A 22502-nucleotide genomic window follows, 5' to 3' on the forward strand; every position below is an offset into this window, starting at 1 on the left:
TGAGGAGTGGTCATGCGAATTACGAGTGGACTGACACAGAGTCCGATCGCACCGCCCGGCCGGGTAGCGATCCGTCCGCGGCGAGTCGATTTCGACTGGGAGAAAGCGCCTTTGGTGTGGTTGCCGAACGAGCCGATCGCCTCATACCTCCTCAGCTCGATGAACCTCGTCATCCCGGAGGGCGAACGGATGATGATCCAGGCCTTCGAGCAGGCCCTCCCGGACGTGCACGACGAGAAGCTTCGCGAGGACATGCTCGGTTTCATGGGTCAAGAACTGCTGCACGCAGAGGCGCATGACGAGGTCATGAATCAGGTGTTCACACGGCACGGGATCGACCCGGCCCCGTTCAACCGCCAGATGCAGTATTTCTTCCGTAGAACTTTGGGCATCGGTGACGACTCCGATCCGCAGGCCGTCCGGCAGCGCCTGATCGAGCGTCTCGGGATTTGCGCGTCTTCGGAGCATATGTTCGCGTTCGTGGGCGACTGGGCGTTGAACGCGGACTTGGAGAAATTCGGCGCGGATCCGCAGATGCTTGACCTCTATCGGTGGCATGGGGCCGAAGAGGTCGAGCATCGTGCCGTGGCACACGAGGTCGCCACGTACTTCGGAGTCGGCTACTTTCGCCGCTGTATCTCCATGATCATCACGTGGCCAATCTTTTTGGGGTGGTTGCTCCGTGCTGCGATGTATCTGAGCCGCAACGACCCCAACACGCCGAACATCGGTTATCCACGATTGCTACTGGAATTCGTCCGCACCGGACGCCGCGGACTGGTGCCTGGTGTATCGAAATGGTTCTGGAGCGGTGTGTCGACGTTCGTGCCGGGATTTCACCCCGACAGTGTGGGGTCCACCGCCCAGGCCCTCGCCTACATCGCGCAATCGCCAGCGGCCAAGCGGGTCAACACATGACACCCAACGCGCCCGAACTCACACAGCGGTGGCCGGCCCCCCGCGAGATCCCGGTCGACCTACGTCGCGGCAAGCGCCGCGACTCGATTCTGCGCATTCTGGATGTCCTGGTCTCCACGCAGGTCAAGTTGGCGGTCTTGATTCATCGCGACGAGCCACCGGAAAACCGGATCGACGAGTACAAGACAACGCTCACGGTGTCGGAGCGCACGACGGTGGCCACCGACAACGACGTGGTCAGTCTCGAACTGCGAGCACCTGACGGCAGCGACCTCGAACGGTGGTATCCCGGGGCACACCTCGACCTGTACCTGCCCTCGGGACGGATACGTCAGTACTCGCTGTGCGGCGATCCCGCCGATCGACGCTGCTACCGGATCGCGGTACGCCGGATTCCTGATGGTGGCGGCGGATCGAACGAGGTGCACGACGAGTTGCCAGTCGGTACCGTCGTCGGCGTTCGCGGTCCACGCAACGCGTTCGGGTTCGTCGAACCCGGGCGAATCGAGCGCGCGAAGCGCGTTCACTTCGTGGCGGGTGGCATCGGCATCACACCGATACTGCCGATGGTCCGCGAGGCGGAGCGCATGGGCCTGGATTGGTCGCTGATGTACGTCGGTCGCGAGCGCCGCACACTACCGTTCCTCGAGGAATTGTCGCCGTTTGGTGATCGGGTCACCATCCGCACCGACGACGAATACGGCCTACCCGCAGCGAACGATCTTCTCCCGCCGAATGTCCGCAGCGGCGACGCGATCTACTGTTGCGGTCCGGTCCCGATGATGGACCTGATCACAGCTAGTGTGCGCAACGAGCCCGGTGTGGAAGTGCACGCCGAACGCTTCTCCGCCGCACCGGTCGTCGATGGACGACCCTTCCGCATCCAACTGGCTCGCACCGGTCAGGTCATCGATGTCGCCGCCGACCAGACCGCACTGGACGCGGTCCTGCGTGTGAACCCGAAAGCCCCCTATTCATGTCGTCAGGGCTTCTGCGGCACCTGCATGGTCCACGTCAGCGACGGCGACGTCGATCATCGTGACAATTCGTTGAGCCCAGCCGAGCGCGCCGCCGGCAAGATGCTCCTGTGCGTTTCGCGGAGCAACAGTCCCTGCCTGACGGTCACCACATGAATCCACCGATGAGAAAACACAATTCCAGACGACCGGAGTACCTGTTGAACGACGATCAACTGACATCGCGAATGGTGGACCTGCTGATCGCACTGGAGGAAATGGACGCCGATGCCGTGCGCGCACTCGTCGATCCCGACATCGAATGGCGCAACACCGGCCTGCCCAGCGTGCGTGGAAGCGAACGCGTCGAACGGGCGCTCACGATCGTCTCTCGCCTGATCACCAGGTACGAGGTCGTGGAAGTGCTCACGATGACCACCGACCACAACACCGTGTCCTCCCGGCGAAGAGAGATCATCCGCATCGGATGGTTTGCCATGCACCTCGACGTAGACGGCCACTACACATTCGCAAACGGCCTGCTTCGCATTTGGGACGACCGCTTCTCCTACCGCCGACTGCTCCGCGGATTGCGATTCGGCCCAACCACCTGAAGTAGCGACGTTTTGTGTCGCATTTTGCCGGGGAGTCCTCACCAGATGCTGAAATCTCCCCCTGCAGCTTCTCGACTGCATCCTCGGTTCAGGAGTTCGGCCGCTGGTGCGGAGAACTCTCGCCGAGTCTACGTTCGCGCATGTGACCAGCTCGTTGTTCCTTTGGACTGCAACGGGATTGGATACCGCTGATGGATTCTCGACAATTGTTCGCCCTCGGCGCGCTCGGTACCGGGATGTTGTCGCTGGCCTTGCAGCTGACCCCGCTGTGTCTCGGCGCCGAGGATGCGGAGCAGTACGTCTTTGTTCGCGCCGCCAATGCCACCGCGGTCCTCAGCCTTGCTCTGCTGTCCGCCGCGTTTGTCTTCTGGCCGACGGCTGGATGACCTTCCGGGCGCAACATGTTCACGAATAATGGAGTTTCGGTGAATCCACCCATAAACCACTACCGCCGGCGATCGGTGGAATCGATCCTCTTCGGCGGAGCCCTTGCAGCACTGCTGCTCTCGGGATGCACGATAAGTTCAGCAGATCCCACTACCGAGGGCAGGCAGTCGTCGAAGATGCCCACCGACTCCGAGCAGATCACCACGGTGATCCGATCTCACCTCGATACCCTCAGTACGACTCGACCGAGGTGCAACGAGAATTGTCGACGGGTCGGGGCATCCAGGGGTCGGTGTCGAGCCGGCGGTCGACGGGTGCTCAACTGACGGGTAGTTCCGTAACTTTCTTCGAGAGGGTCCCACTAATGCGTATTGGAGTATCCGGCCCGCACGGGACCGGCAAGAGCACGCTGGTCGACGAGTTGTGTGGCCGCCTCGCGGGGCACATTCGGGTCGATGAACCGTATTTCGTGCTCGAAGAGGAGGGGCGCGAGTTCGAGTTTCCACCCTCGGCTGATGATTACCGTGCGCAGCTTCGTCGTTCACTGCGATTGCTGACTACACCTTCTTCTGGTGTTGTATTCGATCGCACGCCGCTCGACTTCCTGGCGTACTTGTCGGCGTGTGGTGTCGATCCGGAGGCAGAAGTCGAGGCGGCGATTGTGAGGTCCGCGCTACGTACTCTCGACGTGCTGGTTGTGGTGCCGATTACCGTCGAAACAGTGCAGAAGTTGCCTGCGGTGGGGATGCCGGAGCTGCAGCGCGCGGTGAACGACGCGTTGCTGGATTTGGTGTACGCCGATCCGATGCAGGTGTGTGACTCCCTGGTAGTTGTCGAGCTTGACGGCCCACTCCGTGGGCGGGTCGACACGGTTCTCTCGGCTTTGCAGTGACACCGGAATCGTCGAGCTGGGTGCGTTCGAAAGATGCTGGCACTGAGTGTTACTCGTGATGATCGACCTGATGAAACTTCGGTTTATGGCTGGCCGGTCTCTAAAATCGCAAGGGATGTACGTCTTCTCGGGTGAGCTGGTGCTGACGCCCCTTCAGTTTGCCGCCCCGCAGTGCGCTGCTCACCAACGCGCGTTCCCGGGCTCACTCTCTGGCGGAAGGTATCGAAAACAGGCATCTCGTGGCTCAGAGTGAATTCCGAGAGCCGGTTGTCCTGGTAAGTTTCGCGAAACCGAGGAAACGGAGTCCAGCGTGACAGTCGCCGCGTACCCATCCTTTCTGTTGCGATTCTCGCTACGGTCGCACTTGTCGTGGCCGGATGTTCGTCGGGCTCCGAGACTGATTCGACAAACACCGTAACCGCTCGGCAGCCGCCCAACATCGACATAATCGCTGGTGCTCGCCCCGAATCCCACCATGACCGATTCTTGTCCAACCTTCAGGCGATGGCGGCTGTAGATTCCGATCTATTTGTCAGATCAACCTGCGACTTTCGAAAAACTACGCGACAGTTGGCGCTGAAATTCCGGGCAAAGATGGCCTTTTCGACAGCTGAGAACAATCCACCAGCAGTCGGTCAACACTGCCCCTCTCCCTGGACTCGACGGGATGAAACCGTTAGCAACGGAGCTACGAACGAGGCACGGGGCGTCAGGATTCACCAGTGTGTCGACGACCGGGAGTGACTGCCGACGGAAACTGTTGACTAGGTTCGAACCTTTCCAGCACCAGGCACCGACCCGACAGGTGACCTATCGCCATGGTTCTGTGGCAACAGGTGTGGCCGCGACTTCCCACGAGCATTCCGAGCGCTCCAAGGGGCACCCACCACCCCTTACATAATTTGCCAGCGGAGATCGTCCATGTCGTTTCCAACCTCAGCCGTCGTTGATGCCAACAAACACCTACTGGCGCTTTGCAACAACGGCAACATGATATGGTCGGCAACCAACAAAACCGCACACAACAAGATCGCATCAAACGGCGAACAGCTAACGACTGCAACAATATTCAGTCCACGGCAATCCGGGCTCACACCGCTCCGACGCCAACCACACGGGGACGCGGCATCACCGCTTTTCAATCCTGAAACAGCCACCCGAAAACCACCCCCTCACTTAGGGTGTCGGTTTGTCCAACAAGAACACGGACAAACCGCGGCAGGTCGAACTCATCGGTTTCGCCGCCGGGATGATGACGTACTCGATCGACCGGCCGTGTAGTGGGGAGTCTTCACCCTCCCGATCGGAATCGGGCTTGCAGTCAGTACCTATGGATGGCGCTGGGAGGAAAGCGATTCCGGGCCGTCGGTATTGCAGCGACTGCAGAAATTTTCGCCGTCAACCGCATCCGGGACCTCAACGAGGGCCAAGACACCGCCGAACTGACCGTCCGTATCAGCGGCCCGGGTTTGGACACGTTCGACGCTGACTGCGAGGCACCCAAAGGTAACGTGCTACCCCAGGTCGGTGACCGGCGCACGGTGATGGTGAATCCATCCGACCTCACCTTTGCCATCGTCTATGACCATCTTTCCAACAGGACTAGCACCAATCGTCCTTGCTCGATGATCCGTGGTGTTCCACTAAGCCCTCCTCCAAGAACAAGGAGTCCTACTTCACTCCAGGCAGGTCACCTCAAACTCGAAACACTTTGCAATGAAACGAGTTTGAAATGCTCTTCCTACACGGGTAGCGAGTTGGCTCGACTGAGTGCCCTGCTCGTGATCTACCGATACCTGGGCGGAAGCGAGCGACGGACAGTACGCCACAGCCGCGCACGCCGGCAAAGCTACCGTGATTCGGGTATGGCTGTGGCACAACTGTATTCACAACCGAATGTGACCGCCATCGACAAGACATTTTCCAGTCGGTTGTTCAGACTTTTTCAGCGAGAACGTCGAGGTAGCTGATTTCGGGCGGCGCAGCGAAGAGTTCGTCGGCGCGTTCGCCGAGGGCCTTGCCGACCGGACCATTGAGATGTGTCTCGCGGGCAGCTTGGTCCGGGAATGCGTCGATGATGCCGAACGACGAGGGCCCGAACCGCACCGCGAACCAGGGTTTCGTGCCGGGCTCCTGCTCAACGAGCGGCAGTGCCGATCGGAGGAATTCCTCGACCGCTCCTTCCTTGCCGGGCTTCGCTTCAAGTCGGACCAGCAGCGCCTTGGTGGCCATATCGGATCTCCTCTTCGAGGTGGTGAACACTGTCAAGCATCACACCATCCATCGGTTAATGGAAGGTACCCAAGCCCGCCGTTCGAGGAAACCGATCCCAACCCCCTAGCGATCGTGGAGCCGAAGGAGGAGACTCCATGGTGAGGGAATGCGATGCCTGGATGCAGCCGCAGTTGCGTCGATGGCAGGAAAAATGTTGGTGCGCCGACATTTTGGTGCGGTCTTCACTTCCGCGCGCCGTGACCTTCCCCGAACAGCACGATTCATTCGGTCGGTCGCTCACGCGTGGACGCCTGCGGCCGGCGAGATCAACCGGAAAGCCGCAGCTACAAGACAAGGGAGTGCCGCGATGAAAGCGCTTGTATACGACGGGCCTCGAGAGGTCCACGTCAAGGACGTGCCCGATGCGCGGATCGAGAATCCGACAGATGTGCTGGTGAAGATCACGAGCACCAACATCTGCGGGTCGGATCTACACATGTACGAAGGCCGCACCGATCTGGAGCCCGGAATGGTCCTCGGTCACGAAAACTTGGGCATCGTCGCCGAAGTCGGCAATGCAGTGGTCAAAGTATCGCCAGGGGATCGAGTGTGCTTGCCGTTCAACATCGGCTGCGGCTTCTGCCGAAACTGCGAGGAAGGGTTGACCGCATTCTGCCTGACGGTGCACCCCGATCCGAAGATGGCCGGCGCTGCATTCGGTTTCGCGGGGATGGGCCCGTTCTGGGGCGGACAGGCGGAATATCTGCGAGTGCCGTTCGGCGACTTCAACTGCCTGCGACTGCCCGAGGATGCCCAGGACAAGGAAACCGACTACGTGATGCTGTCGGACATCTTTCCCACCGGATGGCATTGCACCCGCCTGGCCGACATGCAACCCGGCGATTCGATGGTGGTCTACGGCGCTGGCCCAGTCGGTTTGATGGCCGCGTATTCGGCGATGATCCAGGGAGCGAGCAAGGTGATGATCGTCGACCGCCACCCCGACCGACTACGCCTGGCCGAAGAGATCGGCGTCGTCCCCATCGACGACTCGAAGGGCGACCCCGTCGAGCAGGTCCTCGAGCAAACCAACGGGAAAGGCGCAGACAAGGGGTGCGAGTGCGTCGGCTATCAGGCACACGACCCGCAAGGCCACGAGGACGCCGCCATGACGATGAACCGGCTCGTGGATTCGGTGCGCTTCACCGGCCACATCGGGGTGGTCGGCATCTTCCTTCCCCAGGACCAGAACGGCCCCGACGAACTCGAGCGCAACGGCAAGATCGCCTTCGACATGGGCAAATTCTGGTTCAAGGGCCAGAAGATCGGCACCGGACAAGCGAACGTCAAACACTACAACCGGCAACTGCGCGACCTCATCCACGAGGACCGGGCAAAGCCCTCCTGGATCATCTCCCACGAACTCCCGCTCGCCGAAGCCGAATCCGGCTACCAGCACTTCGACGCTCGCGACGACGGCTGGACCAAAGTCGTCCTGCATCCCTGACACGGCCAGAACCGAGAGGAGCACAACGATGCCAATGCCACTGCAGGGCAAGCAGATAGCGATATCGACTGCCGACGGGGCCGGAGGAGTAAAAGTCGTAGACGAACAGGTCGCGATCGACGAGAACCTGATCTCGAGCCACTCGCCCGACGAGCTTCCTGCGTTCTGTCCGGCCATCGTCGAGCAGTTCGCGAAGCTCGGGGCAGGTGCGTCATGACCGTGAACCAGACCTCGGTATCCCTTGACGATGCGCAGCGGGTCATCGCCGCAGGACAGGCCAAAGCCACCGAGATCGAGTCGCCGTCGAACATTGCGGTGGTCGATGCCGGCGGCAACCTCGTGGCTCACGTGCGGATGGACGGTGCCTGGATCGCCAGCATCGACATCTCGATCAACAAGGCGTTTACCGCGCGGGCATTGGACGTCTCGACCGAGGACCTCGCGGCCAACGCGGGCCCGGGCGAGCAGTTCTACGGGATACACGCCTCCAACGGCGGGCGCATCATGATCTTCACCGGCGGTGTGCCTCTGCGGCACAACGGCCAGGTCGTGGGCGCTGTCGGCGTCAGCGGCGGCACCGGGGAGCAGGACAAGACCGTCGCCGAGGCGGCCGTGGCGGCGCTGTGAGCGGTGGACTGCGTCGTCAGGTCAGAGAACGCATCGACAGGGCAACGTCGAACATTCCGACGTTGCTTTAAAGCTAGTCGCGGCCCCGCGACTGTGACTGGACCGAAGTCGTCCCGCATCCTTGACGCGGCCAGGACCGAGACAAACATAACGACGAGCGGACGTGCACATCCGCGCGCCGTGTCAGGGGCAAACCGAGCCCTCGGCCGAATGATGCCGCAAGGAATAGACGATAATTACGCAAGTCCAGCGATATCGGTGTCCGAAAAATGTTGATTTGCAATAAATTCCGCCTGAGCGGTCTGTTGACCAGCCTCAGAACGGGACGTTGAACTGCGCAGCACGCGGGTGCACGCCGCCTACTCGCAACCAATTGGAACCGACCAGTAGTGACCCATTGCCTTTCTGTTACAAGGAGATTCGATAGAATTACAGTGAATCTCGTCCGGGTTCAACGGAGCTGCTGTTCGCCGACTGGGAAGTTCTTTCGCAAAGGTGTTCTCCTTATGCATGCGCCGCGGTAGTGTGGACGTACCGCAGTAGCGGCCGACACTCGAGTTTTCGTGTCGAAGCCGATACTCGGAGTTTCATGCGATGGCCGCTTCGATCGGGTTCCGGCGGGCATCTTCGATCAAGGGCAGGTGTGGTCGCCACTGCCCCGTTGCGCCCCGCCCATCAGGCGAATGTTGTTGACGCCCTTTAGGTGGACGAAAAGACTCATCATGGCTGGGTGGTTCGTGAGCTCAACCGGTTGACCGGCGGTCGGGCCCTGTCAGTACACACAGGCCCGGCGAACCCCACAACATCAACGCTGAGGGGCGTGATGTCAAAGCACAGTGGCGGAAACCCTTACCCTCGGCCGCTCTCGAGCCTCACGCCCGCCATTCACGGATTGGTGTCGGGCGCCGTTATCGGCGCCCTGCTCGGTCTCCGTGACTTCACCCAATCCACTCGCCAAAACCAGGGAACTACGAAGTCCTTGCCGACATCGAGCGAAGTTGCGGGCGGAATCGCACTTGCTCAACGGCCGGGCCGATCGAAAGGAATTGAGTCATGACAACTGCTGTAGGCATCGACTTGGGCACAACCAACTCGGTCATCGCAAGCTGGCAAGGCGGCGAGCCGGTGGTGATCTCCAATGTGGAGGGAGCACGGACGACGCCTTCGGTGGTGGCGTTCACCGAGAACGGTGAGCGTCTGGTGGGCCAGCTTGCCCGACGGCAGGCGATCTTGAATCCGAAGGGCACGATCTACTCGGCGAAACGCTTCATCGGACGCCACTACGACGAGATCTCCGAGGAAGCCAAAGCGGTCAGCTTCGACGTCGTAGCGGGTGACAACGGTGAGGCCCGCTTCGACGTGCGCGGCAAGAAATACGCACCAGAGGAGATCAGCGCTCTCGTGCTGCGCAAGCTCGTCGACGACGCGAGCAAGTTCCTCGGTGAGAAGGTGAAGGAAGCGGTCATCACCGTTCCTGCCTACTTCAACGACGCGCAACGAAACGCCACCAAGGACGCCGGCCGTATCGCAGGCCTCGAGGTTTTGCGGATTATCAACGAACCGACCGCTGCGGCACTCGCGTACGGCATGGACAAACAGACCCACGAAACCGTACTGGTCTTCGACCTCGGCGGCGGAACCTTCGATGTGAGCCTGCTGGACGTCGGAGAGGGGGTAGTCGAGGTTCGTTCCACGGCCGGCGACTCCCACTTGGGCGGCGACGACTTCGATCGACGCGTGGTGGACTACCTCGCCGACGAATTCCAGCGCGCGGAGAACATCGATCTGCGTAAGGATGCGCAGGCGTTGCAACGACTGTTCGAAGCCGCGGAGAAGGCAAAGGTTGAGCTGTCCTCGGTGACCCAGGCCCAGGTAAACCTGCCTTTCGTTACCGCTGACGCGAATGGTCCCAAACATCTCACCACTACGATCATGCGATCGAAGTTCGATGATTTGACTGCCGATCTGGTGGAACGGTGCCTCGGCCCGGTGAAGCAGGCCATGAGTGACGCCAAGGTCGCCGCCAACGACATCGACGAAGTGATACTGGTCGGCGGTTCGACACGTATCCCGGCTGTACAGGCGCTGGTTCGCCGGCTGACCGGCGGCAAGGACCCCCACATGGGCGTCAACCCGGACGAGGTCGTTGCCCTCGGAGCCGCAGTCCAGGCAGGCGTGCTCAAAGGCGAGGTTTCCGATGTGTTGTTACTCGATGTCACCCCACTGTCCCTCGGCGTCGAGACGCAGGGCGGGGTGATGACGAAGATCATCGAGCGGAACACGACGATCCCGGCACGGCGCAGCGAAGTGTTCTCCACGGCGGAAGACAATCAGTCCGCCGTGGACGTCGTGGTGTTGCAGGGCGAACGCGAACGTGCGGCCGACAACCGGGTGCTGGGCCGGTTCCGGCTGGAAGACATCCGCCCCGCGCCACGTGGCGAGGCCCAGGTGGAAGTCATTTTCGACATCGACGCCAACGGCATCCTGAACGTCACCGCTCGCGACAAGGATACCGGCAAGGAACAGAGCATCACGATCAGTGAACAGGGCAACCTGGATCAGGGTGAGGTCGAGCGCATGTTGGCGGAGGCCGAACGGAACCGGGGTGAGGACGAGGCGCTGCGCAAGGCGGTCGACGCGCGCAACGGGCTCGATTCGGTTGCGTATCAAGTGGAGCGGCGACTCGCCGAACTCGGTGACAGTGCCCCGCCGCATGAGAAGGCGCGGGCCGAGATGCTGGTTGCCGACGCCCGAAAGGCCGTGCAGGACGGCGCTTCACCCGCGGAGGTTCAGCCACTCACCTCGGAGCTGCAACAGCTGCTCTACGGACTTGTGCCGGACCAGTCGGACGACGGCCAAGCAGGCGGCGCTGATGCTGCGTCGTCGGATGACGGCGACGTGATCGACGCCGAATTCGATCGAAGCTGAGGCGCACGATGGAAATGTCTGCAGATCATTCGACGACTGAGCCGACTACCAACAGCGCCGACACGGATCAAAGCAAGACCGAGTCCGATCGCGCCGAGACGGCAGACGAGCTGTCTCAACTCGAGGACCGTTGGCGCAGGGCCGTCGCAGATCTGGACAACCTGCGCAAGCGATACGCCAAAGATCTGGACCGTGAACGCGCCGCGGAAGTAGCGAAGGTTTCGGCGGCGTGGCTGCCGATACTGGACAACTTGGAGCTTGCGCTTGCACACGCAGGCAGCGATCCGCAGGCCGTCGTCGAAGGTGTGAAGGCGATCCGGGACCAGGCGGTACAGGTGCTCTCACGACTCGGCTTCGAGCGCCACGACGAGGCCGGTGTGCCGTTCTCCCCGGAACTCCACGAAGTGGTCAGTGTGGTAACCCGACCCGACCTTCCATCCGGGACCGTGGTCGAGGTCTTGCGCCCGGGTTATGGAGAGGACGGGCGACAGTTGCGGCCCGCCGCGGTGGTCGTCAGCCGCCCAGAGGGGTGAGCACCGATGGCCCGTGACTACTACGAAGTACTCGGCGTACCGAAGGGCGCCGGCACCGACGAAATTCAGCAGGCGTACCGCAAGCTGGCCCGCAAGTACCACCCCGATGTGAACAAGGATCCCACTGCGGAGGACAGGTTCAAGGAGGTCAACGAGGCCTATCAGGTGTTGTCCGACCCGGACACCCGGAAACGCTATGACCGATTCGGTGACGACTTCCGGCATGTACCCGAGGATTACGACGAACGGGTGCGGGCAAACGCCGCCGGGTACGGCGGTGGCGGGAGACGGGTGCACTTCGGCCACGGTGTCGGTGGTGAGGGTGCCGTCGACTTCGAAGACCTCTTCGGGCAGATGTTCGGCGGAGGCGGTGGGTTCGGACCGATTCCCGGCGCCGATCAGGAGGCCGAACTGGAACTGGCTCTGGAAGAGGCCTATCAGGGCGGAAAACGCACTCTCAGACTGGACGGACGGCAGTATGACGTCGACATTCCAGCCGGCGTCCTGGACGGCCAGCGAATCCGGTTGGCCGGGCAAGGAGGCCGAGGCAACGGTGACGCGCCGCCTGGGGATCTGTACCTCGTGGTGCGGATCAAACCGCATTCACGGTTCCGCGTGCAGGGTCGGGACATCTACGTCGATCTGCCCGTATCGCCATGGGAGGCGGTTCTCGGGTCGACAGTCGTCGTTCCCACACCGGGCGGAGAGGCGAAAGTCAAAGTGGTGCCTGGCTCTTCGACTGGTAGGAAGCTGCGCTTGCGCGGAGAGGGAATGCCGAATCCGCGCGGTGCCAACGGCAACCTCTACGCCGAAATCAAGGTGATGGTTCCGTCGAAACCGACAACACGTGAACGCGAACTGTTCGAGCAGTTGGGCGCCGAATCGAACTTCAATCCGAGGAAAGAGACATGAGCACCTCAACGCCGATCACTCAGTACGTATTGGTTCGCCGTACCGGATTGTCGCCGGACGCCTTCGCCGAATGTACTGGCCTGCACCCGGATCTGGCACGAAAACTCGTGGCTCTCGGACTGCTCGACGCCCACCGCTACGCCGGCGGAGAGATGTCGTTCGACCCATCCGAAGTGACCCACGCCGCACGCATCCAACGACTGCGGACGGGTCTGGGTCTCAACTACTCGGCAATCGGGCTCGTGCTCGATCTGCTGGATCGAATCGAAAGGCTCGAAACAGCGGCCCGCAGAAGGAGGACATCCTCATGGACACCGGCAGCTTGACCGAAAAGTCACGAGAAGCCTTGCAGGAAGCCCAGAATGTTGCGACCAGAATGGGCCACACCGAAGTCGACGGAGAGCACCTGCTGCTCGCATTGGTCGATCAGCAGGATGGGCTGGTGCCCCGACTGCTCGAACAGGCCGGCGCGAATGTCGAAGCACTTCGATCCGATCTGGATCGTGAACTGTCGCGTAGGCCGAAGGTCAGCGGCCCCGGCGTGACCCCCGGTCAGGTGATGATCACCCAGCGTCTGGCCAAGCTGCTCGATGCCGCAGAGCGGGAGGCGAAGAGACTCAAGGATTCCTACGTGTCGGTGGAGCATCTTGTGATGGCCCTTTCCGAGGAAGGATCGGCCAGCGCGGCCGGGCGGGTCCTCGCCAGTCACGGGGTCACACGGGACGCCTTCCTCACAGCGCTGACGAAGGTGCGCGGCAATCAGCGTGTCACGTCGGCAACCCCGGAGGGGGCGTACGAGGCATTGGAGAAGTACGGGCGCGACCTCGTCTCCGAGGGGCGGGCAGGCAAACTCGATCCGGTCATCGGCCGGGATGCCGAGATACGCAGGGTAACTCAGATCTTGAGCCGGAAAACGAAGAACAACCCGGTGCTGATCGGCGACCCCGGTGTTGGTAAGACTGCGATTGTCGAGGGTCTCGCCCAGCGGATCGTCCGCGGCGACGTGCCCGAGGGCCTACGCGACAAGACGATCTTCTCGCTCGACATGGGTTCTCTGGTGGCCGGTGCGAAGTACCGCGGCGAGTTCGAGGAGCGACTGCAGGCCGTGCTGTCCGAGGTGAAGGCTGCCGAGGGGCGCATCCTGTTGTTCGTCGACGAGTTGCATACCGTGGTCGGAGCGGGCTCGGTCGGCGGCGAGGGGTCTCTCGATGCCGGCAACATGCTCAAACCGATGCTCGCACGCGGCGAACTGCACATGATCGGTGCCACCACTCTCGACGAGTATCGCAAGCACATCGAATCCGATGCGGCACTGGAGCGTCGATTCCAGACCGTTCTCGTCGACGAGCCCAGTGCCGAGGATGCGATCTCGATTCTGCGCGGACTTCGAGAACGCCTCGAGGTGTTCCATGGCGTGAAAATTCAAGACGGTGCATTGGTGGCCGCCGTGACCCTCTCGCACCGGTACATCACCGACCGCTTCCTTCCGGACAAGGCGATCGATCTCGTAGACGAGGCATGCGCTCGGCTCCGCACCGAAATCGATTCGATGCCTGCCGAACTCGACGAGCTCACCCGGAAGGTGACCCGTCTGGAGATCGAAGAGGCCGCACTGTCCAAGGAAACGGACGCGGCCAGCAAAGCGCGCCTCGAAGAATTGCGCAAGGAGCTGGCCGACCTGCGGGCCGAGGCAGACGCCCGGCACGCTCAATGGGAGGCGGAGCGGCAGGCGATCCGGCGGGTGCAAGAACTGCGAGGAGATTTGGAACGGTTGCGCGTCGAGGCCGAGGCCGCCGAACGCAACTACGACCTCAATCGGGCAGCCGAGTTGCGATACGGCGAGATCACCGAGCTCGAACGCCGGCTCGAGGCGGCGGAGGAGCAACTGGCCACCAGACAAGGCCGAAATCCGTTGCTGCGTGAAGTGGTCACCGAAGACGAGATCGCAGAGATCGTGGCCGCATGGACGGGTATCCCGGTCGCCCGGCTGCAAGAAGGTGAGCGGGAGAAGTTGTTGAAGCTCGACGAGATCCTGCACGAGCGGGTCGTCGGTCAGGACGAGGCGGTGCAACTGGTCGCGGACGCTGTGATCCGGGCGAGGTCCGGTATCCGTGATCCTCGTCGACCGATCGGTTCGTTCATTTTCCTGGGCCCGACGGGCGTCGGAAAGACCGAGCTTGCAAAGACATTGGCCAGCGCCCTATTCGACAGTGAAGACAACATGGTGCGCCTCGATATGAGCGAGTACCAGGAACGGCACACGGTGAGTCGGCTCATCGGTGCACCTCCCGGATACGTCGGGTACGACGAAGGTGGCCAGCTCACCGAGGCGGTGCGGCGTAAGCCGTACTCCGTGGTGCTCTTCGACGAGATCGAGAAGGCCCACGCCGACGTCTTCAATACCCTGCTGCAGGTGCTCGACGACGGCCGGATCACCGATTCTCAAGGGAGGCAAGTCGATTTCCGGAACACGGTGATCATCATGACCTCCAACATCGGATCCCAGCATCTCCTCGACGGGGTCACAGCCGACGGCGAAATCAAGCCGGACGCCAGGGAACGGGTGATGGCAGAACTGCGCGGGCATTTCCGCCCCGAATTCCTCAACCGGGTCGACGACATCGTGCTGTTCTCCCCACTCACCCTGCCCCAGATCGAGTACATAGTGGAACTGCAACTCACCGACCTTCGAAACAGGTTGTCGGAGAGACAGATACACCTGGAAATCACGCCGGAGGCACGCCGACTGATCGCCGAACACGGGTTCGACCCTGTCTACGGTGCGCGGCCGCTGCGCCGATACATCGCACACGAGGTCGAAACCAAGATCGGCCGTGCACTGTTGCGCGGCGAGATCAAACCGGACGGCACCATCAGCGTCACGGTGGACGGCGGCGAGCTTGCCGTCGCGTATGCCGAACCCGCCTTCGCGGCGGCCTGAGAAGAGGTAACTGGTCATGGGATCCGAAAAGGTGAAGTGCCCGAACTGCGGCAAGACCAACAACATCCCGGCAGCAGGGGAAGGAAAACCTCGCTGCGGCAACTGCCACGAGCCGCTGCCCTGGATCGCCGCGGCGGGAGACGGTGACTTCGCGGAGATCGTCGAAAAATCCTCGGTGCCTGTGCTCGTGGATCTGTGGGCGACGTGGTGCGGCCCGTGTCGCATGGTCAGCCCCGCGCTCGAGCAGCTCGCCAGAGAACACGCCGGCCAGATCAAGCTGGTCAAGGTCGACGTCGATGCTGCACCCCGGACGGCTGAACGATTCACCGTCCGCGCCGTGCCGACTCTGCTGGTGATGGACCGGGGTGAGGTTCTCGCTCGCCAGTCGGGCGCAGCTCCGGTCCCCCAGCTGCGCACGTGGCTCGATCAGGCGCTCTCGGAAAATGCCGGCGAGGAGGCGAAGTCATGAGTCCTGTCCATGCGGACCCACATGTAACCGCGATCCGGGCCGTGGTGCCCCGTACCCCGCAGGGCTGCGAGGAATGTCTTCGCCTCGGCACCCCGTGGGTGCATCTGAGGCTGTGCCTGACGTGCGGACACGTCGGTTGCTGCGACTCTTCGCCGGGCAGGCACGCGAGTGCTCACGCTCACGCCATCGGGCATCCGATCGTCCAGTCGATGGAGCCCGGCGAGGATTGGCGGTGGTGTTATGTCGACCAGAACTTCGTCTGAGGGCGCCTCACCCATCGGGTACAGCCCGCCGGTCGACGACGAGACCCCGGACGAGGAGGGCGCCTTCCCGCGGCTGACGGACGACCAGGTCGCAAAGCTCGAGGTCGGTGGCTCGCGTCGACCGGTTCACGCCGGCGAGGTGCTGATCCGAGAAGGCGCGCCTGACAACGATTTCGTCGTCGTCCTTTCCGGAAAGATCGTAGTCGTCGACGAAGGCGACGCGGACGGCGAGCGCCGGATACTGCGCGTGCACGGTCCTGGGCGTTTCCTGGGCGAGCTCGGACTCCTGGAAGGTCAGGTGGCGTTCTTCACCGCCGAAGCGATCGAGGACGGCGAGATACTCGTCGTCCCGGCCGAGCAGGTACGCGAGCTGATTGCCCACGATCCCGTGCTCAGCGATTTGATCCTGCGCGCCTACCTTGTGCGTCGGCACTTGCTGATCGGGCTCGGCTCCGGATTCCGGATAATCGGCTCCTGCTTCTCCCCGGATACGTTGCGACTTCGTGAGTTCGCGATGCGAAACCGTCTGCCCCACAAGTGGTTCGACTTGGAACAGGACGAACGAGTGGAGCAGCTGCTACGCAGCCTGAACGTCGCACCCGAGGACACACCCGTCGTGATCTGGCACGGCGAGAAGGTGCTGCGCAATCCGACGAATGCGGAACTCGCACGCGTCGTCGGGCTTCCTGTCCCGGCACCCGTCGCGGACGCAGCCAAGGACGTCTACAACCTCGTCGTCGTGGGTGCCGGACCGGCCGGCCTGGCCGCATCGGTGTACGGCGCCTCGGACGGGTTGAACACGGTGACGTTGGAGCGGATCGCTGCGGGCGGCCAAGCCAGTACCTCATCCCGGATCGAGAATTATCTGGGATTCCCCGCCGGGGTCTCCGGCTCCGAATTGGCCGAGCGAGCCGTGCTCCAGGCCGGGAAGTTCGGCGCCCGAATCCTGGTGTCGGCAGAAGTGACCGGTTTGGGATCCGAGGCCGGGAACCATGTGCTCCGACTGGCAGACGGCGGGTCGGTGCACGCCCGGGCCGTTGTGCTCGCCGCCGGGGCGCGGTACCGCAAGTTGGCCGTTCAGGGGATCGAGGCGCTGGAAGGAACAAGCGTGTACTACGCCGCAACGCATCAGGAAGCACGGATATGCGGCACCGACCCGATAGCCATCGTCGGTGGCGGCAACTCCGCCGGCCAGGCCGCCGTCTTCCTCGCCGAGCACGTCTCACAGGTGCACCTGCTCATCCGCGGCGATGACCTCGGGAAGAGCATGTCCCGATACCTGGTCGACCAGATCGAACACCATCCGCGGGTCACCGTGCACCGGCACACCGAGATTCGTGCGGTCCACGGCGAGAAATACCTCGAAGCAATTGCGGTCGAGGACAATCGCTCCGGCGACCAGGACACGATTCGGGTGCGCGCCCTGTTCGTCTTCATCGGGGCAGTACCGCACACAGGGTGGCTTGCCGACGCGATCGCACTCGACGACCACGGCTTCGTCCTCACCGGTGTGGACGCGATCCACGCACGAGCGGACGGCAGCCTGCCAATCAACGGCGGCCTGTCCAGGACGCTCGAAACCAGCCTGCCCGGCCTGTTTGCGGCGGGCGACATCCGCCGCGGTTCGGTGAAACGAGTCGCATCCGCCGTCGGTGAAGGAGCGATGGCCGTACGCCAAATCCATGAATACTTCGAAAGGAGCTGACGACATGCCAGTAATGGGCACCGTGAAATTCCAGCGGTTCTTCAGGGCAGCGGCCGGACTGCAGGTCGACCGGAACGATCTCAAGCGCTATACCGATTTCATCGACGACAAGATCTACGACGTGATCCTGATCGGGAAAGCCTCCGCGAAAGCAAACTTGCGCGACGTGATCGAACCGTGGGACCTGCCGATCACCAAGGGATTACAGGAGAGCATCCACCGGTTCGAAAAACTCGACGAGGAGATCGAACTTCAACCGCTGCTCGATCAGCTCACGGCCCGCCCGCCCTTGGACGTGGCCCTCTCAGAGGAGACAGAGCAACGACTGCCGCTGATCGCAGGAGGGTTGAGCGTAGCGCTGGCGCAAACCTTCGCCACGGTCGAACCGGACCGCAAGAACCCCGGCACAGCCCAATGGACAGTCGCCTTCGACATCTTCCACCTACTTCTGTGATTACCACCCGTCCCGGCTGACAGCGCGTCTGAGTTCGAATATGCTGTCCGGCTGCGAAAATACCGGTGCGATTCAGAACTGCCTGTCAGTTGGCGTCGACGACGGAGGATTTCCGGCGAGAGGTGCGGTTTCCGCGCTCGATTCTCGAGCAGCGAGAACTCCAGTGAGGGACTCGATTACAGCCCTCAGATCTTCTGCCGTGAGCGAGTTCGGCTTACACGCCGAACCTCTGACACCGGTAGTCCGCGTGGCCAGGCGGCGAGCAGAACTTGTCGATCGCCGATCACTCCTTCGGCTCATCTGAGAACCTTTCGTCTTCACTTTCTCGATCCCCGCATCGGGCGGGCCCTGAGCACTTCTGGGCGCGCACAGCTCAAGGCCCGGCAAGGAGACCAGTGAGGGTGGTATGGCCTTGCCTTGACGAACACCCGCCCGATTGTTTGCCCCCTCGAACGGAACGGGTGCCCCCGACCCGACGAAGGTTATTGCGCACTGCTTGTAGACGACAGGGTCGAAAGTCCCAGTTCCATTGTGATGAGCAAGCTTTGACGGTAGCCGAAGTGTTCTCCCTTACAGCCGGTTCGGTGTGTGCACGAACACCGACATCGTTCGCAGCGACTCCGACGAACGAGCACCCGCGATGTTCGATGCCCGATCCACCCGCAAACATCGGGAAAAGACCTATTTTGCAAAAGCATTCGGAACAGACGTCTGCAAACCAAATACCAGGCACGGGCCACCTTTCCAGGCACCGCGGCTACTGCGCCGCTAGCGTGACGACCAAGATGTTCACCTTGCCATGCAAACGGCCATGTCACTTCTTGGCATCGAAGGCGACTGAACATGATTTATACCGATCGCACTGTTTATGGTTGAAGATGTGCGGACGACATGAACGTCGACTTCGCACGGATAGTGGGTCATCGGTGTTGTGTGCTCAATGCCGACGTCGGTCATACGCCCCGACTCGCACACGCAGAGTCGGGGCTCCGGCGGATCCGTTGCCGCACCGCCGCTACTGACGAAGTGCCGTACCGCGCCGCCCGCTTCGAATCGAGGCCGAAGGCGGCCACCGCTTTTGTCGGGACCAGGCAAAGCAGCGATCTTCAGGGACCGGAACACTTCCCCAAAGCTTCTGGCACTCTCGGTTGCAGAGTGCTAATTCGTGTGGTTATCATGTTCTCGCACAGTAAGTTCGGTCAACCGCCACAGTGGCGGTGACCTTTCTTTTCACGACATGGGAGGTGTGTTGCTGTGCTTCGTTTCGATCCTTTCACCGACATCGACGCGATCACCAAGTCCGTACTCGCCGCGGGAACCGGCAACGGACGCAGTCCACGGTTCATGCCGATGGACCTCTACAAGGTCGAGGACCAGTACGTCCTGCACGCCGATCTTCCCGGCGTCGACCCAGGATCAGTGGACGTCCGCATCGACGGCTCGACCCTGACGTTGACCGCGCACCGCACCGCCCTCTCCGAAGAGGGTGTGAGCTGGCTGGCGAGTGAGCGTTTCGCTGGAACATACAAACGGCAGCTGTCCATCAGCGACGACATCGACGCCGAACAGATCGAGGCCTCGTACGACAACGGCGTGTTGACGGTGACGTTGCCGATCGCAGAGAAGGCGAAACCGCGGAGGATCGAGGTCTCCTCCGGACCACCCTCCCGAACCGATAACGCCGGATCGACAACACAGGTGCAGATCGAAGCCTGATCCGCCTGGCCCGAACACCGCTTGATGGTGGGGTGACTCCCGAGGACACGCGATGGGTTCTCGGGCCTCACCCACCATCGCTTCGATCTCCCACTGCACACCCGTGGCGCACACCGGTACATCCACCACACGAAAGAATCAGCGCGAGAACCCTTTAGCTGCCATGACTGCATCCACCATCCCCCCGCACGAGCAATCCGACAACACCGACAACACCGAATCCCGCGCGCACACTCCACCCGATTGGTGGGATCACCATCGTCCTATCACCAGCGATGAATACAGCGACATGGCGTTGATGCTCGGTGCACTCTCGATACTGACGTTCTGGATGTTCGGCCTCGGCATCCTCCTCGGTGCCGCCGCCATCGGAACCGCCCTGGCAGCGCGCCGACCCGACACCCCCGGACGCGATCTGGGCGACAACACCGCCGGCGTGGTCGGGATCCTCACCGGCATCGCCGGAATCGCCTTCGGCGCCGTCTTCCTCACTGCAGCACTACCCCACCTGTAGAAAAACCGAATTTTGCACTAGTGGAATCGAATTGGTGCTTGTAGCAAGATCTCACAAGATCTGAAATCCGTCCCACCTTCAGGCGATGGCGGCAGCCACTATCCCCGGGCCATGTCCACAAACTTGGACAGGTGAAGCTGGTGCGCCACAGTGATTGTCGCGGTCGGGCCGTTACGGTGCTTACCCAGAATCAGGTCGGCTTCACCGCCACGGGGATCGTCTCGCTCGGTCGCGTCGGGGCGGTACAGCAGAATCACCATGTCGGCGTCCTGCTCGAGTGAACCGGACTCACGAAGGTCGGCGACCTGGGGACGCTTGTCGGTTCGCTGCTCGGGACCACGGTTGAGCTGACAGATCGCGACAACCGGAACTTCGAGCTCCTTCGCCAAAAGCTTTAGGCTACGGGAGAATTCGGAGACTTCCTGCTGACGGGACTCGACCTTTTTACCCGAGCTCATCAGCTGGAGGTAGTCGATCACGATCAGGCGAATGTCGTGTTTCTGCTTGAGCCGCCGCGCTTTTGCGCGAATTTCCATCATGGTGAGGTTGGGGGAGTCGTCGATGAATAGCGGCGCCTCACTGATCTCACTCATGCGACGCGCGAGCTTGGTCCAGTCGTCGTCGGTCATCTTTCCGGAGCGCATGTCGCCGAGCTTGATCTTTGCCTCTGCGGACAGCAGACGCATGACGATCTCGGTTTTGCTCATTTCCAACGAGAACATGACGCTGGCCATGCCGTGCGTGATGGAGCAGGAACGCAAAAAATCCATTCCAAGCGTCGATTTGCCCACACCAGGTCTAGCCGCGACGATAATCATCTGACCAGCGTGAAGACCGTTGGTGATCTCGTCGAGATCCTTGAATCCGGTGGGCACACCGAGGGAAATTCCGCCGCGGCTGGCGATGGAGTCGATCTCGTCCATCGTGGGCTGGAGGAGCTCGGTGAGGGGTACGAAGTCCTCGGTGGTTCGACGCTCGGTGACCTCGAAGATCTCGGCCTGCGCGCGGTCGACAACCTCGGCCACGTCCTGACCCTCGGTGCCGGCGTAGCCGTACTGGACGATGCGAGTACCGGCGTCGACCAGACGACGCAGCACGGACTTCTCGGCCACGATCTCGGCATAGAAGGCGGCGTTGGCGGCTGTGGGCACTGTCTGGGTCAGCGTCACCAGGTAGGCAGCACCACCGATACGGCGGAGCTCACCTCGACGGTCGAGCTCGGCGGAGACCGTCACCGGGTCGGCGGGCTCGCCACGGCTGTAGAGGTCCAGGATCACGTCGTAGACGGACTGGTGGGCGGGCCGGTAGAAGTCACCCGGACGCAGTACCTCGAGGACGTCAGCGATGGCGTCCTTGCTCAGCAGCATGCCGCCGAGCACCGACTGCTCGGCAGTCATGTCCTGAGGTGGCTGGCGTCCGAACTCCTGGTCGGGCTCGGCCTCGGGAGGGCCCGGGTAGTCCGGCCCTGAGAAGTCGGAAGGTCCTCGATCATCTACAACAGCCACAAGCGAGACCTTCCCGTAAAACACTCGACGACACTGCCAGAAACCGCAGCGCCCTCATCATTTGTACCTGCCCCCACCGACATCCCCTAGCCGCATTCGGCCGGGCTGTAGATAGACGCCGAGATGACGTTAGGGACTAGTAGGTCCGCATACAAACCGGACTGTGGATAAACCTGTGGATGCTTTGTGGAAACTCCCGCCCCACGGTGTGCACCGCCTGTGGAGCATTTGGGGACTACTTTGCCTAGCAACCACAAAAGACCAGGTAGATGACTATCCACAATTTCACAGGCCTGTTGATGAAAATAGTTTTTCCACAGTCGGCGCGTCGGCGTGTCGGGCGTGTTGCCTCGCCCGATTCGTCACTGATCACCAAGTCGAACATCACAGTGTGAGAGTTATCCCCAGGTCCGATTCGGGACGCTGTCAGGCGGCACACCGCACCCC

General features: G+C 61.9%; 21 protein-coding genes. 19 read left to right on the plus strand and 2 right to left on the minus strand.

Going from position 1 to position 22502, the window contains the following annotated elements; all coding sequences use genetic code 11:
• Positions 1-12 precede the first annotated feature (12 nt).
• From AC1Q6C_RS08795 to AC1Q6C_RS08815, 5 genes are all read left to right on the plus strand, one after another.
• Positions 13-918, plus strand: coding sequence for a metal-dependent hydrolase (locus AC1Q6C_RS08795; RefSeq protein WP_228401502.1), 906 nt, complete (start codon positions 13-15; stop codon positions 916-918).
• The gene (locus AC1Q6C_RS08800; RefSeq protein ID WP_125052408.1) at positions 915-2051 is read left to right on the plus strand and encodes a PDR/VanB family oxidoreductase; all 1137 of its coding nucleotides are present in this window, start codon (positions 915-917) and stop codon (positions 2049-2051) included. Before AC1Q6C_RS08795 ends, AC1Q6C_RS08800 begins: the two co-directional genes overlap by 4 nt.
• Before the next feature lie 8 nt (positions 2052-2059).
• A complete protein-coding gene (locus AC1Q6C_RS08805; RefSeq protein ID WP_241199075.1) occupies positions 2060-2488 on the plus strand; it encodes a limonene-1,2-epoxide hydrolase family protein in 429 nt (142 codons plus the stop codon).
• A gap of 191 nt (positions 2489-2679) precedes the next feature.
• Positions 2680-2874: a hypothetical protein gene (locus tag AC1Q6C_RS08810; RefSeq protein WP_193594744.1), complete on the plus strand. Its 195-nt coding sequence runs from the start codon at positions 2680-2682 to the stop codon at positions 2872-2874.
• Between the two features lie 365 nt (positions 2875-3239).
• Positions 3240-3767 carry an AAA family ATPase gene (locus AC1Q6C_RS08815; protein WP_042922064.1) on the plus strand — a complete coding sequence of 176 codons (528 nt, stop codon included), beginning with the start codon at positions 3240-3242 and terminating at the stop codon, positions 3765-3767.
• A 1935-nt stretch (positions 3768-5702) separates the two neighbouring features.
• Here AC1Q6C_RS08815 and AC1Q6C_RS08820 read toward each other — a convergent pair.
• A complete protein-coding gene (locus AC1Q6C_RS08820; RefSeq protein WP_042448086.1) occupies positions 5703-5999 on the minus strand; it encodes a putative quinol monooxygenase in 297 nt (98 codons plus the stop codon).
• A 349-nt stretch (positions 6000-6348) separates the two neighbouring features.
• Here AC1Q6C_RS08820 and AC1Q6C_RS08825 point away from each other — a divergent pair, with 349 nt between their 5' ends.
• The 14 genes from AC1Q6C_RS08825 to AC1Q6C_RS08890 all read left to right on the plus strand — a co-directional run bounded on the left by AC1Q6C_RS08825 (position 6349) and on the right by AC1Q6C_RS08890 (position 20550).
• Positions 6349-7488 (plus strand): glutathione-independent formaldehyde dehydrogenase, encoded by a 1140-nt coding sequence (locus AC1Q6C_RS08825; protein WP_024487877.1) that lies wholly within the window; start codon positions 6349-6351, stop codon positions 7486-7488.
• 28 nt (positions 7489-7516) lie between these two features.
• Positions 7517-7705: a type 1 glutamine amidotransferase family protein gene (locus AC1Q6C_RS08830; protein WP_372454409.1), complete on the plus strand. Its 189-nt coding sequence runs from the start codon at positions 7517-7519 to the stop codon at positions 7703-7705.
• Entirely contained in the window at positions 7702-8115 is a 414-nt protein-coding gene (locus AC1Q6C_RS08835; RefSeq protein WP_042448083.1) for a GlcG/HbpS family heme-binding protein, read from the plus strand. The genes AC1Q6C_RS08830 and AC1Q6C_RS08835 overlap by 4 nt, the downstream gene beginning before the upstream one ends.
• A 1053-nt stretch (positions 8116-9168) precedes the next feature.
• On the plus strand, positions 9169-11043 hold the full coding sequence (dnaK, locus tag AC1Q6C_RS08840) for a molecular chaperone DnaK (protein ID WP_007735554.1): 1875 nt from the start codon (positions 9169-9171) through the stop codon (positions 11041-11043).
• A gap of 8 nt (positions 11044-11051) precedes the next feature.
• On the plus strand, positions 11052-11576 hold the full coding sequence (locus tag AC1Q6C_RS08845; protein ID WP_007735553.1) for a nucleotide exchange factor GrpE: 525 nt from the start codon (positions 11052-11054) through the stop codon (positions 11574-11576).
• 6 nt (positions 11577-11582) lie between these two features.
• Positions 11583-12488, plus strand: coding sequence for a J domain-containing protein (locus AC1Q6C_RS08850; RefSeq protein ID WP_269576630.1), 906 nt, complete (start codon positions 11583-11585; stop codon positions 12486-12488).
• Positions 12485-12814 carry a chaperone modulator CbpM gene (locus AC1Q6C_RS08855; RefSeq protein WP_447000936.1) on the plus strand — a complete coding sequence of 110 codons (330 nt, stop codon included), beginning with the start codon at positions 12485-12487 and terminating at the stop codon, positions 12812-12814. The genes AC1Q6C_RS08850 and AC1Q6C_RS08855 overlap by 4 nt, the downstream gene beginning before the upstream one ends.
• The gene (gene clpB, locus AC1Q6C_RS08860; protein ID WP_020971359.1) at positions 12796-15429 is read left to right on the plus strand and encodes an ATP-dependent chaperone ClpB; all 2634 of its coding nucleotides are present in this window, start codon (positions 12796-12798) and stop codon (positions 15427-15429) included. The genes AC1Q6C_RS08855 and clpB overlap by 19 nt, the downstream gene beginning before the upstream one ends.
• A 16-nt stretch (positions 15430-15445) precedes the next feature.
• Positions 15446-15898 carry a thioredoxin gene (gene trxA, locus AC1Q6C_RS08865; protein ID WP_007735549.1) on the plus strand — a complete coding sequence of 151 codons (453 nt, stop codon included), beginning with the start codon at positions 15446-15448 and terminating at the stop codon, positions 15896-15898.
• Positions 15895-16161: a UBP-type zinc finger domain-containing protein gene (locus AC1Q6C_RS08870; RefSeq protein WP_007735548.1), complete on the plus strand. Its 267-nt coding sequence runs from the start codon at positions 15895-15897 to the stop codon at positions 16159-16161. Before trxA ends, AC1Q6C_RS08870 begins: the two co-directional genes overlap by 4 nt.
• Entirely contained in the window at positions 16139-17866 is a 1728-nt protein-coding gene (locus AC1Q6C_RS08875; RefSeq protein WP_492666534.1) for an FAD-dependent oxidoreductase, read from the plus strand. The genes AC1Q6C_RS08870 and AC1Q6C_RS08875 overlap by 23 nt, the downstream gene beginning before the upstream one ends.
• A 13-nt stretch (positions 17867-17879) precedes the next feature.
• Positions 17880-18320: a DUF1931 family protein gene (locus tag AC1Q6C_RS08880; protein WP_024487875.1), complete on the plus strand. Its 441-nt coding sequence runs from the start codon at positions 17880-17882 to the stop codon at positions 18318-18320.
• Positions 18321-19574: 1254 nt separating this feature from the next.
• Positions 19575-20036, plus strand: a complete 462-nt coding sequence (locus tag AC1Q6C_RS08885; RefSeq protein WP_042448063.1) for an Hsp20/alpha crystallin family protein — start codon at positions 19575-19577, stop codon at positions 20034-20036.
• 52 nt (positions 20037-20088) lie between these two features.
• Complete coding sequence (locus AC1Q6C_RS08890) at positions 20089-20550, plus strand: hypothetical protein (RefSeq protein WP_007735542.1); 462 nt, start codon at positions 20089-20091, stop codon at positions 20548-20550.
• 98 nt (positions 20551-20648) lie between these two features.
• On the opposite strand, the gene dnaB is transcribed toward AC1Q6C_RS08890, so the two are convergent.
• The gene (dnaB, locus tag AC1Q6C_RS08895; protein ID WP_019746049.1) at positions 20649-22055 is read right to left on the minus strand and encodes a replicative DNA helicase; all 1407 of its coding nucleotides are present in this window, start codon (positions 22053-22055) and stop codon (positions 20649-20651) included.
• Positions 22056-22502 lie beyond the last annotated feature (447 nt).

The sequence above is a fragment of the Rhodococcus sp. MT28 genome, from assembly GCF_058792695.1.

Coding starts and splice junctions, on each gene's coding strand:
- AC1Q6C_RS08795 (WP_228401502.1), top strand. CDS start 13: ATGCGAATTACGAGTGGACTGACACAGAGTCCGATCGCACCGCCCGGC.
- AC1Q6C_RS08800 (WP_125052408.1), top strand. CDS start 915: ATGACACCCAACGCGCCCGAACTCACACAGCGGTGGCCGGCCCCCCGC.
- AC1Q6C_RS08805 (WP_241199075.1), top strand. CDS start 2,060: ATGAGAAAACACAATTCCAGACGACCGGAGTACCTGTTGAACGACGAT.
- AC1Q6C_RS08810 (WP_193594744.1), top strand. CDS start 2,680: ATGGATTCTCGACAATTGTTCGCCCTCGGCGCGCTCGGTACCGGGATG.
- AC1Q6C_RS08815 (WP_042922064.1), top strand. CDS start 3,240: ATGCGTATTGGAGTATCCGGCCCGCACGGGACCGGCAAGAGCACGCTG.
- AC1Q6C_RS08820 (WP_042448086.1), bottom strand. CDS start 5,999: ATGGCCACCAAGGCGCTGCTGGTCCGACTTGAAGCGAAGCCCGGCAAG.
- AC1Q6C_RS08825 (WP_024487877.1), top strand. CDS start 6,349: ATGAAAGCGCTTGTATACGACGGGCCTCGAGAGGTCCACGTCAAGGAC.
- AC1Q6C_RS08830 (WP_372454409.1), top strand. CDS start 7,517: ATGCCAATGCCACTGCAGGGCAAGCAGATAGCGATATCGACTGCCGAC.
- AC1Q6C_RS08835 (WP_042448083.1), top strand. CDS start 7,702: ATGACCGTGAACCAGACCTCGGTATCCCTTGACGATGCGCAGCGGGTC.
- dnaK (WP_007735554.1), top strand. CDS start 9,169: ATGACAACTGCTGTAGGCATCGACTTGGGCACAACCAACTCGGTCATC.
- AC1Q6C_RS08845 (WP_007735553.1), top strand. CDS start 11,052: ATGGAAATGTCTGCAGATCATTCGACGACTGAGCCGACTACCAACAGC.
- AC1Q6C_RS08850 (WP_269576630.1), top strand. CDS start 11,583: ATGGCCCGTGACTACTACGAAGTACTCGGCGTACCGAAGGGCGCCGGC.
- AC1Q6C_RS08855 (WP_447000936.1), top strand. CDS start 12,485: ATGAGCACCTCAACGCCGATCACTCAGTACGTATTGGTTCGCCGTACC.
- clpB (WP_020971359.1), top strand. CDS start 12,796: ATGGACACCGGCAGCTTGACCGAAAAGTCACGAGAAGCCTTGCAGGAA.
- trxA (WP_007735549.1), top strand. CDS start 15,446: ATGGGATCCGAAAAGGTGAAGTGCCCGAACTGCGGCAAGACCAACAAC.
- AC1Q6C_RS08870 (WP_007735548.1), top strand. CDS start 15,895: ATGAGTCCTGTCCATGCGGACCCACATGTAACCGCGATCCGGGCCGTG.
- AC1Q6C_RS08875 (WP_492666534.1), top strand. CDS start 16,139: ATGTCGACCAGAACTTCGTCTGAGGGCGCCTCACCCATCGGGTACAGC.
- AC1Q6C_RS08880 (WP_024487875.1), top strand. CDS start 17,880: ATGGGCACCGTGAAATTCCAGCGGTTCTTCAGGGCAGCGGCCGGACTG.
- AC1Q6C_RS08890 (WP_007735542.1), top strand. CDS start 20,089: ATGGGTTCTCGGGCCTCACCCACCATCGCTTCGATCTCCCACTGCACA.